The 10829-nt window shown below is 70.8% G+C and carries 12 protein-coding genes and 1 pseudogene; 7 read left to right on the top strand and 6 right to left on the bottom strand.

Features of this window, described 5'->3' with window-relative positions:
• Nucleotides 1–234, top strand: a 234-nt coding sequence (locus tag ACWDAK_RS39465) for an FtsW/RodA/SpoVE family cell cycle protein (RefSeq protein ID WP_427396166.1), incomplete at its 5' end; no start/stop codon positions are given.
• 207 nt (nt 235–441) lie between these two features.
• On the top strand, nt 442–1590 hold the full coding sequence (locus ACWDAK_RS39460) for a hypothetical protein (RefSeq protein ID WP_427396165.1): 1149 nt from the start codon (nt 442–444) through the stop codon (nt 1588–1590).
• Here the strand turns inward: ACWDAK_RS39460 and ACWDAK_RS39455 are convergent.
• Both ACWDAK_RS39455 and ACWDAK_RS39450 read right to left on the bottom strand, forming a co-directional pair.
• Nucleotides 1542–2336: an alpha/beta fold hydrolase gene (locus ACWDAK_RS39455; protein WP_427396167.1), complete on the bottom strand. Its 795-nt coding sequence runs from the start codon at nt 2334–2336 to the stop codon at nt 1542–1544. The genes ACWDAK_RS39460 and ACWDAK_RS39455 overlap by 49 nt on opposite strands.
• 155 nt (nt 2337–2491) lie before the next feature.
• Nucleotides 2492–3778: a TerD family protein gene (locus ACWDAK_RS39450; protein ID WP_427396164.1), complete on the bottom strand. Its 1287-nt coding sequence runs from the start codon at nt 3776–3778 to the stop codon at nt 2492–2494.
• Nucleotides 3779–3944: 166 nt separating this feature from the next.
• Between ACWDAK_RS39450 and ACWDAK_RS39445 the strand changes: the two genes are divergently transcribed.
• The gene (locus tag ACWDAK_RS39445; RefSeq protein WP_425557694.1) at nt 3945–4838 is read left to right on the top strand and encodes an S-methyl-5'-thioadenosine phosphorylase; all 894 of its coding nucleotides are present in this window, start codon (nt 3945–3947) and stop codon (nt 4836–4838) included.
• A 154-nt stretch (nt 4839–4992) separates the two neighbouring features.
• On the opposite strand, the gene ACWDAK_RS39440 is transcribed toward ACWDAK_RS39445, so the two are convergent.
• Together ACWDAK_RS39440 and ACWDAK_RS39435 are read right to left on the bottom strand one after the other, a co-directional pair.
• Entirely contained in the window at nt 4993–5385 is a 393-nt protein-coding gene (locus ACWDAK_RS39440) for a hypothetical protein (protein ID WP_344637890.1), read from the bottom strand.
• A complete protein-coding gene (locus ACWDAK_RS39435; protein WP_344637891.1) occupies nt 5385–6515 on the bottom strand; it encodes a molybdopterin-dependent oxidoreductase in 1131 nt (376 codons plus the stop codon). Before ACWDAK_RS39435 ends, ACWDAK_RS39440 begins: the two co-directional genes overlap by 1 nt.
• A 745-nt stretch (nt 6516–7260) precedes the next feature.
• On the opposite strand from ACWDAK_RS39435, the gene ACWDAK_RS39430 reads away from it, so the two are divergent.
• On the top strand, nt 7261–8040 hold the full coding sequence (locus ACWDAK_RS39430) for an SDR family NAD(P)-dependent oxidoreductase (protein WP_427396163.1): 780 nt from the start codon (nt 7261–7263) through the stop codon (nt 8038–8040).
• Between the two features lie 446 nt (nt 8041–8486).
• On the opposite strand, the gene ACWDAK_RS39425 is transcribed toward ACWDAK_RS39430, so the two are convergent.
• Both ACWDAK_RS39425 and ACWDAK_RS39420 read right to left on the bottom strand, forming a co-directional pair.
• Nucleotides 8487–8819, bottom strand: coding sequence for a hypothetical protein (locus ACWDAK_RS39425; protein ID WP_427396162.1), 333 nt, complete (start codon nt 8817–8819; stop codon nt 8487–8489).
• Nucleotides 8820–9197: 378 nt separating this feature from the next.
• Entirely contained in the window at nt 9198–9527 is a 330-nt protein-coding gene (locus tag ACWDAK_RS39420) for a hypothetical protein (RefSeq protein ID WP_427396161.1), read from the bottom strand.
• A gap of 117 nt (nt 9528–9644) precedes the next feature.
• Here ACWDAK_RS39420 and ACWDAK_RS39415 point away from each other — a divergent pair.
• The 3 genes and pseudogenes from ACWDAK_RS39415 to ACWDAK_RS39405 form a co-directional block, all read left to right on the top strand.
• Nucleotides 9645–9755 (top strand): annotated as a pseudogene (locus ACWDAK_RS39415) (ISAs1 family transposase); the annotation flags it as partial.
• A gap of 261 nt (nt 9756–10016) precedes the next feature.
• A complete protein-coding gene (locus tag ACWDAK_RS39410; RefSeq protein ID WP_427396160.1) occupies nt 10017–10325 on the top strand; it encodes a hypothetical protein in 309 nt (102 codons plus the stop codon).
• A gap of 109 nt (nt 10326–10434) precedes the next feature.
• Nucleotides 10435–10668 (top strand): hypothetical protein, encoded by a 234-nt coding sequence (locus ACWDAK_RS39405; protein ID WP_427396159.1) that lies wholly within the window; start codon nt 10435–10437, stop codon nt 10666–10668.
• The last annotated feature ends 161 nt before the right edge of the window (nt 10669–10829 follow it).

Here is a 10829-nt window from a genome sequence, read left to right as displayed (position 1 = left end):
CTGACCGACCCCTTCGGCAAGCTGCTCGCCACCGGCCTCTCGGCGGCCGTGGCGCTCCAGGTCTTCGTGGTGGTCGGCGGCGTGACCGGCCTGGTGCCGCTGACCGGTAAGGCGCTTCCGTTCCTCGCCTCCGGCGGCTCGTCGCTGACCGCCAACTGGCTGCTGACCGCCGTGCTGATCAAACTCTCCGACGCGGCCGGACGAGCCGAGCTGGAGCCGAACCCGCCCGTGTAACACGCGTCGGACTCACGGCGCTGCGATTGGCGACCAGGCTTCCCGGCTCTCCGTGATGACGCAGCGTGACCACCCTTTGGCGGAAGTCACCGGGCGTGCGGCCGCCCGTCGAACCTAACGTGGCGTCCCGGGGGACGATTCTGCGTCATTCTCGCGGGCCGAGTGCCGCCCTTCGGGCTGCCTGCCCGTCCTTCAGGAGGCAAGTAGATGAGACTTCGGGCTAGTTCGAGCGCGTGGGCCGCCACGGCAGCGCTGGTGGCCACTCTGGCCGTCGGGGCCGCGCCGGCCGCGGCGGGTCCCGCGGGCGGCGAACACGAGCCGTTCCTGAACCGGCTGAACACCGTGTCCACGGTGGCTTCCACCGTCCCGGCGAACGGGGACCTGAACCCGTACGGCACCTTCGCGATCCGGGAGAACGCCGGCGACCTGCACCGGGGCAACATCCTGGTCAGCAACTTCAACAACTCGCAGGCGCTCGGCAACCAGCAGGGCCGCGGCACCACGCTGGTCCAGATCAGCCCGCATGGGAAGGTCACCCAGTTCGCCCAGATCGACCCGGCGCACCTCCCCGGCCCGTGCCCCGGCGGAGTGGGGCTGACCACCGCGCTCACGGTCCTCCCCGGCGGCTGGGTCGTGGTGGGCAGCCTGCCCACCACCGACGGCACCTCGGACACCGCCCAGGCGGGCTGTCTGCTGGTGCTCGACAGCCACGGCACGGTGCGCGAGACCATCTCGGGCGACGGCATCAACGGGCCGTGGGACATGACCGCCGTCAGCCACGACGACTGCAGCGAGCTGTTCGTGACCAACGTGCTGAACGGAACGGTCGCCGGCGGAGGCAACGAGGTGGACCAGGGCACCGTGCTGCGGATCACCCTGCGCCACAAGGGTGACAAGAAACCGCCGCACCCGGTGGCCACCACCGTCATCGGCGACGGCTTCCCGCAGCGGACCGACCCGCAGGCGCTGGTGGTCGGCCCGACCGGGGTGGCACTCGACCGCGAGGGAACGCTCTTCGTCGCGGACACCGTCCGGAGCCGGATCACCGCGATCCCGCGCGCCCTCACCCGCAAGGACAGCGACGGCATCGGCCGGGTGATCAGCACCGGCGGCGCCCTGAACGGACCGCTGGGGATGGCCCTCACGCCCAAAGGCGACATTCTGACGGTCAACGGAGGGGACGGCAACATCGTCGAGACCACACCCAAGGGCAAGCAGGTGGCGGTCAAGCAGATCAACTCCGAGGGCACCCCGCCGGGCGCGGGAGCGCTCTTCGGCCTCGCGGTGGACCTGGACGGTGACGCGGTCTACTTCGTCAACGACGCCGACAACGAACTCGACGTGCTGACTCGGTAGGAGGGCGGCGGCTCGGAAATCCGCCTGGGCAGCGGGAGTTCGAGACCACCGGAGGCGTCCTGGTCGAGGGCGAACGCGTCCGCCGCGGCGGTGGGCAGCGGGCGCAGACCGAGCAGGGCGCCCGCCAGCCCGGCGGTCGCGCGATGCCAGTCGGACGCGCGGCGCAGCAGGGCGTGGCCCGAACCGTGGACGGTGTACCCGGCGACCCGGGCGCCCGCCGAGCGGGCACGTGCCGCGAAGCGGAGGGTGTCGGCGGGAGCGGTCACCCGGTCGCGGTCGCCGTGCAGCGCGATCAGTTGGCGGTCCTTCAGCTGCTCGTGCGGATCGTCCGCCGGGCACCAGGGCGCGAGGGCGACCACGCCGGTGACGCACGGGTGGCCGGCCGCGTGCAGTGCGGCCCGGCCGCCCATCGAGTGGCCGATCAGGACGGTCGGGACCGGGCCCAGCTCCTCGGCGAGGTCGTGCAGCGCGGCCGTGGTGTCCCGAACGGCATCGGCCCGCTCGCCGTTCCACCCCCGGTACCGGTAGCGCACCACCCCGACGGCGACCTCGTCGCCCGCCGTCGCCCTGGCCACCGCCCGCACGAACCCGGTCATCCGCAGCCCGGGCAGGTTCACCGGGCCGGGGCGGGCCTCGCTCGCCACCTCGCCGCCGTGCAGCACCAGCACGGCGGCGACCGGGGCGGCCGGCCGCACCCGCCAGGCCAGCGCCTGGTGCCCGCCCACCGCTGAGCCGCTCACTGCCATGTCCACCTCTGCCTGCTCCCGTGCCGTCGCCTCTCGTCCCGTTCTCGGGACGGTCACTGTATGCGGAACGGCGGGCCGGGACGGCAGGTTCCGGGAGGTGGGCCGGGGGCTGGTGCCGGGGTGGCCCGGACCGGCGCCGCGCGCGGTGGGGGCCGTCACTTGCTCCCGGGGAACCAGTCGAAGTTCCAGCCGTACGCGGCGTCGATCGCCTGGTGCACGGACCGGGCGGGGGTGGCCTGGAAGTACCGTCCCTCACGGCGGACCGCCAGTCCGCTCCCGTCGTGCTCCAGTGTCGCGACCACGCAGGCGGTCGCGGGGAACTCGCAGCCGTCCAGCGTCAGTTCGATGGTCGGCCCGGTGACGGGGAAGAGCGTGGCGAGACCGTTCAGGCCGGTGAGCGGGAGCTTGTCGTAGTCGTAGACGAAGACCAGCAGGCGGCGGATCTCGGCGGCCCGGTCGAGGTTGACCCAGAGGTCCTCGCCGGTGGCGACCCTGCCGGTGCGGTCGTCGTTGGCCAGCAGCACGTACGGCGGCTGGTACAGGTCGCCGAAGTTCCCGCCGACGGCCTGGACGACGCCCCGTCTGCCGTTCGCCAGCTCCCAGAAGCAGCCCAGGTCGAGATCCCGGGCCGCCGCGACGGGCTGGAACGCCGAGCGCAGCACCTTCATCAGTCGGCCACCGGTGCCCTGGCCCGGCTGCGGGCCCTCCGCCGAAGACCAGTTGAGGTTCACGCGCAGCATGCCGGCGGTGGTCCCGTGCTTGGCCAGCGAGACGACCGGGTCCTTCTCGGTGAGGCGGATCTTGCTGAGGCTGACAGGGGAGGGTGCGGGAGCGGGTGCGTCGGCGGGTGCGGGTGCGGGTGCGTGTGTGGGCACCGGTACGGACGCGGGGGCGGGCTCCGAAGCCTGGCCCGGCTCGTCATCGACGGTGATGCCGTAGTCCGTGGCCAGACCCGCGAGCCCGCTGTCGTACCCCTGGCCGACCGCCCGGAACTTCCAGCCGCCGCCCCGCCGGTACAGCTCCCCGAGTACGAAGGCGGTCTCGCTGCTCGCCCCCGTGTCCTCGAACCGCGCCACCTCCTGGCCGGAGTGCGAGTCCAGCACCCGCAGGTGCAGTCCGGGCAATGCCCCGAACGGGCCGCCGTCGCTGGAGGCCGCCAGCACCACGGTCTCCACCGCGTCGTCCAGCTGGTCCAGAGCGACCGTCAGCGTGTCGGCGACCGTGCCGTCCTGATCGGGCCGCTTGCCGAGGTGGCGGACCGCGCCGGAGGTGTCCTGCGGCTGGTTGTAGAACACGAAGTCGGCGTCGGAGCGGACCCGTCCGCCCGCGAGCAGCAGCGCGGAGGCGTCCGCGTCGGGGACACCGGGACCGCCGCGCCAGTGCAGCTCCACCCGGACTCCGGTCGTGGACAGCGCGAGGTTCGCGCCTTTCGCTATCAGCATCAGCAGTCCGCTCCGCTTAGACGGTTCCGAAAGGCGAGGACGCACCCTCATCGCCCGCCACCGGGTGGGGGCTGGGGGCGAGGGGCCCTCGTGGTTCCTACCCTAAGAGCCGCACCGTCCGAGTCCGGTAAGACGCGGGACCACCGCTCCGGCGGTGGCTGCTTCTATGGTGGGGGCAGGACGAGACCGAAAGGCAGTCACCGTGGCTGACACCATCGCAGGCACCGCCCGGCTCCCGCGAGCCGAGCTCGGCGTGATCGGAGGCTCGGGCCTCTACGCACTGCTGGACGACGTGACCGAGGTTGCCGTGGAGACCCCGTACGGGCCGCCCAGCGACTCGCTCTTCATCGGGGAGGTGGCCGGACGCAGCGTCGCCTTCCTGCCCAGGCACGGTCGCGCGCACAGTCTGCCACCGCACCGGATCAACTACCGGGCCAACCTGTGGGCGTTGCACTCGCTGGGGGTGCGCCAGGTGCTCGGACCGTGCGCGGTGGGCGGGCTGCGCCCCGAGTACGGCCCCGGCACGCTGGTCGTCCCTGACCAGTTCGTGGACCGCACCTCCGGCCGGGTGCAGACCTACTACGACGGGCTGCCGCTGCCGGACGGCGGGGTACCCGAGGTGGTCCACGTCTCGATGGCGGACCCGTACTGCCCGGACGGCAGGCGCGCGGCGCTGGCCGCCGCCCGGGACAACGCCTGGGAGCCGGTGGACGGCGGCACCCTGGTGGTGATCGAGGGCCCGCGTTTCTCGACCAGGGCGGAGTCGCGCTGGTTCACCGCCAACGGCTGGTCGGTGGTCGGCATGACCGGCCATCCGGAGGCGGTCCTCGCCCGTGAACTCGGGCTCTGCTACACCTCGTTGGCCCTGGTCACCGACCTCGACGCAGGTGTGGAGACCGGGGAGGGGGTCACCCACGCCGAGGTGCTGGCCGTGTTCGCGCGCAACGTGGATCGGCTGCGGACCGTCCTGTTCAAGGCACTTGAGGGCCTGCCGAGCGCCCGGGACTGCATCTGCTCGCACGCGCTCGACGGCCTTGAGACCGGACTGCCGGGGACGTGAGCCCGGGCCTCGGCGGCGCCCGGCCCGACCGGTCCCACCCGGCCCCAGGTGATGGTGAGCGTGGTCGAGCCGGTCGCACCGGTGTCACCGTGACGGCCGCCCAGGACGAGCGCGACGGCAGCCCTCGATGCGGTACGCGCTCGCCCTTCGCGGCTCATCCGCGGCGGCGGGTCCGCGAGACGAGGGCCGTCACAGCGGCGGCGACGGCCGTGACGGCAAGAGCGAGCAGCCAGTTGCGCAGATAGGGCAGCGGGAGAAGGGAGGCGTTGCCGTTGTTCCGCCCGTCGCGCAGCAGGGGCGGGAGCGCCACGGCGGTGACCGCCGCCGCGACGATCAGCCAGCCGCGCAGCACCGGTCCCCGGACGAAGCCCGCCCCGAGGGCACAGAGCACCGGGACCCACAGCCCGTCATGGATCAGCAGCCCGCCGAACAGCCAGACCAGCACGTCGAGCGGATCGGTGATGTAGCTGTCGTGCAGCAGCCCGTAGACCCCGTACCCGATCAGGCCGGTCCCGGCGAGCGCGGTCACCACCCGGAACGTCCGCATCAGATCACCTCCAGCCGTGCGACCCACTTGGTTTGCAGCACACCCGGCCGGTTGGGCGCGATGATTCGTGCCGGGTAACCGTGGTCGGCCGTCAGCACCCGGCCGTTCACCCGGAGCGCCAACAGCGTCAGCGGGTCCTGCGCGAACGCGGCGGGCATCTCCATCACCCGGTACGGCCCGTTGGCCTCCAGCGAGGTCACCCGGACCCGGGCGGTGGGCGGCGCGCCGGCCCGGGCGAGCAGGTCCCTGAGGCGGACCCCGGACCAGTGGGCGGAGGCACTCCAGCCCTCGACGCACGCGATCGGCAGCCGCGACTCGGACTGCGGAAGGGCGAGCAGCTGATCCATCGTCAGTTCGTACGGTCGTGGACCATCGATGCGCAGCCGCCAGTCCGGCGGGGTGACGGTGGTGTTCGCCTGGGCGGCCGTACGGGTGACGGGGAGACCGAGCTCGCCCAGGTCGGGGCGGCGCGGGGCGAACAGGGTGAGGCGGCGCAGCCACGGCACGGTCTGACCGGCCGTGGTGGCCGTGACCGCGACGGCCGCCACCGTCACCGCGCCGAGGAACGCCCGCCGCTGGCGCAGCCCCGGGACGCTGCCGCGCCGCCAGTGCTGCGCGATCATCGGCCCCTTGGCGGCCACGTGCACCAGCAGCCCGCCGGTGGCCACCCAGGCCAGCCAGAAGTGCGTCTGCCGGAAGGGGAACGGCCACGGGTACCACTCAAGGATGTTCAGCAGTCCGATGAACAGCTCCAGCAGCATCGTGGAGACCAGGACCGCGATGCCGAGCCGCTCCAGTGCGTGCAGCACGCTGCGAACAGGCGGCCACTCGAACAGCTTCGACTTTCTCAAACGGGGGTCGTGACTGTCGCCCAAAAGCTTATGACCGAAGAGCCGGGGGTAGACCGCCCAGAGCTTCGCCCCGAGGAGCGGGATCGCGGCGATCCCCGAGATGACGTGCAGTCCCTGGGTGACCCGGTAGCCGTTCACCGGGCGGCTTGGCAGGTGGTCGCGCAGCCAGGTCGGCGGCTGCTGGAGGACATGGCTGAGCAGCCCGGTCATGAAACAGACCACCAGTGCCGCGCCCAGCCAGCGGCCCACCACGACGGTGGTGCGCGGCTCGTGCAGCACCGACGTGAATGCGTCCTCCCGAAACGGACCTCGGCGCAGGGATTGCGGGAGGAGTGACAGCGGGAAGTCGACGTCTCGGCTCACCCGGATGGTTGTCTGAGGCTCGGCCAGCTCCCCGGGCATGGGTCGTACTGCCCCGGCATTGGGAGGGGCCTCGGGCTTGGGTCGCACGGCGGACGGGGGTGTCGGGACTGGCGCCTCGGAGGGCGGAGCGGCTTCGGGGAGAGGTGGAGACTTGGGTGTTTCCGTGGGTTTGGATGGCTTGGCGGGCTCGGGGCCGTTGGCCTTCGGCCCATCCTCTTCGCGATCGTGAGGTTCGGGGGTTCTCGGGTCCACGCCTTAATGAGAGCGCGTGTTGGGCCTGGCGAGGGCGCTCGACGTGCTTACAGAAGTCGAACGGCGGTAGTCCTGTGAGCCGAACTGCTGTGCACGTCTACTGGCGGATTCAACTCGCTCTGCCGGCCGATCCTCGTGGGGTGGCTTGCGCTGAGAAGCGATCCGCAAACCCGCCACGGGGCTTGGGATCAGCACGCGTGTTCGCGGGTTCCCGATTCGGGTGATCTCGGTGTTGTCGCCACATGAAGACAGGGCCCCTGCGCAGCTTGGAGGTTGTCGAGACCGAAAAGCCGCAGGGAGGGCTTCAGCGGTTCGTCCCAGGGCATATTCGAAGGGTGCCCGGCATCGGGTTGTGACGACCGGAGATCGGTCCCGGATTCGACCGGGGCGATACAGGGGAGAGGCGATCGTGGGGGAACTGGACGGCAGGACCGCACTGGTGACGGGCGGCTCGCGCGGGATCGGGCGCGCGGTCGCCCTGCGGCTCGCCGCCGAGGGGGCGCTGGTCGCGGTCCACTACGGCGGCAACGAGGCGGCCGCTGCGGAGACCGTGGCGCTGATCGCCAAGGCCGGTGGCCGGGCGTTCGTGGTGCAGGCCAGATTCGGCGAGAACGGTGCGGTGGACCGGTTGTTCGAGGGGCTCACCGCCGGGCTGGCGGACCACGGCGCGGACGGCCTGGACATCCTGGTCAACAACGCGGGCATCCACTCGGTCGGGCCGATCGGGCAGCTCACCGAGGAGGACTTCGAACGGCTGCTCGCGGTCAACGTGCGCACGCCGATCTTTGTGATCCAGCGGGCGCTGCCACTGCTGCGGGACGGCGGGCGGATCGTCAACGTGGCCTCGGCGGCCACCCGGATCGCGGCCCCCGTCCAGATCGGCTACACCGTAACCAAGGCGGCGCTGGCGGCTCTTGGCGCGCCGCTCGCCAACGAACTCGGCCGGCGCGGGATCACCGTGAACACGGTCAACCCCGGAGTGGTCCGGACCGACATGACCGCCGGCTGGACCGCTGTTCCCGAGGCTGTGGCCGGACTTGAGTCGCTCACCGCGCTCGGACGGCTCGGCGAGCCGGAGGACATCGCCGATGTGGTGGGCTTCCTGGCGGGTCCGCAGAGCCGCTGGGTGACCGGCCAGATCATCGACGTCTCCGGCGGCACCTACCTCGGCCCGATTACGGCCGGGTGATCCGCAGCCTGGGGCAGGTACCGGGGCGTTGACGTCGGACTACGGGCGGGCTTTCCGCCGCTGGATCCTGAAGGAGGGTCCGGCCCGTCGCGTGAACTGTGTTGCGCCCGCCCCGCCGTCAACCGGCGGGGCGTTGCCGCACTGGTGGCGCTATTGGACTTCGAGGGGTGTGTCGAGCAGCTCCCGAATCTCCTGGTGAGGGAGCTGCCCGTGCACGGCCGGGCTGCCAACGAAACCGGAGCAGAGGTGCTGGGGCGCTGCGACACCGGACACGGCTCCCCGCTCACTCCGCCACCGAGGTCCGCCACTGCGCGACCCCGGCAGCGAGGTGCTGGTGCTCCTAGTGGAGGTCGACCGGGAGTACGAGACCACCGGTCAGCCGGCCGGTCGGCTACATGGTCCAACCATCGGACTTGATCCTCGACATGGCGAGGCGGCGAGGGGGCTCAGTGATTTGTGTGCGTCGCCCAGATGGGCTGGCTGCCGTCGTAGATGACCACGTTGCCGTCGTCCTGTGCGACCAGGCGGGATCCGGGGTGTCCCCATGTATTGGAGGCCCACACCGGGTGCCCCTCGCGGGTGTAGACAACGAAGTTGCCATCCGCCTGGAACGCGGCTGTCCAGCCTTCGCGGACGGTATTGGAGGCCCAGCGAGGGGAGTTGAACTCGTCATATACGACCAGGTTTCCGTCCGATTGCATGATGAGCAGGGCCTCGTCGGAGGTCACCGACTGGCCTCGCTGAAAGGTGAAGGGCGCATTGATCGTCTGATTGGCCATGACAGCCTTCTTGGGAATGAGCTGACAACCGAAATGGTCAACTCTGATACCGATTGTCTTATTTAGGCGCTGGTGCGCCGGTCGTTGCCGTCCGCGCGTGTACGGACGGAGCGTGTCAGTGCAGGTCATCTCACCTGTCCTGGAGCTCGCAAAGGGCTACCGGCGATCTCCCTCCCTACCTGGCACTCCTTCGTGCGGTAGCCGCCGATTGCGGATGGCTCTGCTTCCAGCGTTACGCGTTCGGCGGCCGCCCGCAGCTTGGTGCCGACCTGCATCTGGCCCCGGGAAACCGGTCCTCCTCTTCAGTGACCTGTCCGTGGACCGCTGGCAGGGCGGGCGGTGGAGGATCCGGACGACGTGCTGGCCCTGGGCGGTGAGTCACAGGTCACGCACGTGGTGCTCGACGCGGTTCACGGACGAGCCGGGGGCGGAATCGGCGGGGTTGGAGCTGGCGTACTGGCCGGCAATCGAGCGTCTGGCCCCACTACCTGGACCCGCGCGCTGCGCGTCGGCGGCGAGGCGGCCCGCACCGCCGGCTTGGACCGGCTTGCGGCCGGCAAGTCCGCTGACGTCCACTGACGACCGCGGCTTGCGCATCATCACGCAGAGGATGCCCGACGACGTCGCCCGCAGGCTGTACGCGGCCTGGGACACCGAGGCAGCCGGGCCGAGCAGGAGAAGATCCTCGCCGCAGCCCTCGGCGAGCACTACTTCAAGGCGGCGGCACCCGCGCCCGCAGCCTGAAAACCGAGGCTGCGCGACCGGGTGCGCGCGTTCGTGGTGGATAAAGTGGACCCGGGCCCTGTCGCGCTGCCGGAGTCCTACGATCTGACCGGGGCCACCGTCACCACGGACGCCCTGCACGCCCAGCGCGATCACGCACGCTTCCCGGTGGAGAAGAAAGCCCACTACCTGCTGGTGGTCAAGGCCAACCAGCCCGCATTGCCCTGCCGGCGGCCCGATCGCGACAGCATGAGTGCTTCACCGAACACACGTCATGAGACGTGATCTTGCCAGGTGGGTCGCACCAACGTTAATCCTTTCAGGAGGAATTGACTATAAGTATCCCGACGAGGGCTTGTGTGCGGTGTGCGAGGAGACCGTCCATCTGCGCCGCGACGGCCGCTGCTACGTGCACCCGCGGCCGTACAAGCCGGAGCCGTCGATCGTGTTTACGCTCAGGACGGCCGGCCGGTCTTGAACACCGACTGCGCTGGCTCCGGCCAGCAGCCCGTGGTCCGCCTGGAGATGACGTTCGCCCGCTGGCTCCACGCCCACCACCGCCGACGCGACGCCCCGGAGAACCCGATCACATACCTCGCGCAGCGCGTCTTCCCGCCCTGCACCGGCACGCCAGCCCGGACGCCCGCGGACGTGTCGTGGGCGACGCCGGAGGAGCTGCACCTGGTGCTGCGCGGCGAGAGCCACGACTGCGACTGGCTGTGCAGCTACGTCGAGCAGACCGCCGAGGAGTTCGAGAAGTACACAGCCGCGATAACGGCGTGATCCGGTTGAGTTGGTCATGCGGGCGGCTGGCTGAAGCCCGCTGATCATTGACAGCCGGGCGTCAACGGCGCTTGACTCGCAGCAATGATCAACAACCCACGGGGGACTCATGAAGCTCAAGTCCGTTGTCGCCGCCGTCGCCGGGCTGGTCCTGGGCGCGGGACTGCTGTACGTGGCGGCGCCGGGCTCGGCCGCGCCCGCATCCGCGCCGCTCGTACACCCGGGTATGGGTGTCGGCGCTTTGCACGCGCCATCCGTCGCCCCAGCCAGCAACCTGGACTCCGGCTATTCGTCCAACAACCCGGCCCCGGTGGTGCCCGCCAACGAGCCCAACCAGGAGTGATAGGCCCAGGTCACTGATGCGTACCCGGGCTACAACGGCGCCCCGGTCGTGCCAGCCCTCGGGCCTTAGCCTCGCGCTTTCACGAGCAGGGCTGTCCGAGGCGTGATCAAAAGACTGAGGAGTGCCGCTGACCTGCGACGATAGGGCTTGTCTAAGGTCCA

Source organism: Kitasatospora sp. NPDC001175, from assembly GCF_053598215.1.
The sequence above is the reverse complement of the archived record's forward strand: the minus strand, read 5'-3'. Positions and strand labels throughout refer to the sequence as shown.

Bases quoted from the DNA above. Each gene is read 5' to 3' on its own strand.
- ACWDAK_RS39450 (WP_427396164.1), bottom strand. From the start codon at position 3,778: ATGCTGATAGCGAAAGGCGCGAACCTCGCGCTGTCCACGACCGGAGTC.
- ACWDAK_RS39460 (WP_427396165.1), top strand. From the start codon at position 442: ATGAGACTTCGGGCTAGTTCGAGCGCGTGGGCCGCCACGGCAGCGCTG.
- ACWDAK_RS39405 (WP_427396159.1), top strand. From the start codon at position 10,435: ATGAAGCTCAAGTCCGTTGTCGCCGCCGTCGCCGGGCTGGTCCTGGGC.
- ACWDAK_RS39455 (WP_427396167.1), bottom strand. From the start codon at position 2,336: ATGGCAGTGAGCGGCTCAGCGGTGGGCGGGCACCAGGCGCTGGCCTGG.
- ACWDAK_RS39440 (WP_344637890.1), bottom strand. From the start codon at position 5,385: ATGCGGACGTTCCGGGTGGTGACCGCGCTCGCCGGGACCGGCCTGATC.
- ACWDAK_RS39425 (WP_427396162.1), bottom strand. From the start codon at position 8,819: ATGGCCAATCAGACGATCAATGCGCCCTTCACCTTTCAGCGAGGCCAG.
- ACWDAK_RS39445 (WP_425557694.1), top strand. From the start codon at position 3,945: ATGGTGGGGGCAGGACGAGACCGAAAGGCAGTCACCGTGGCTGACACC.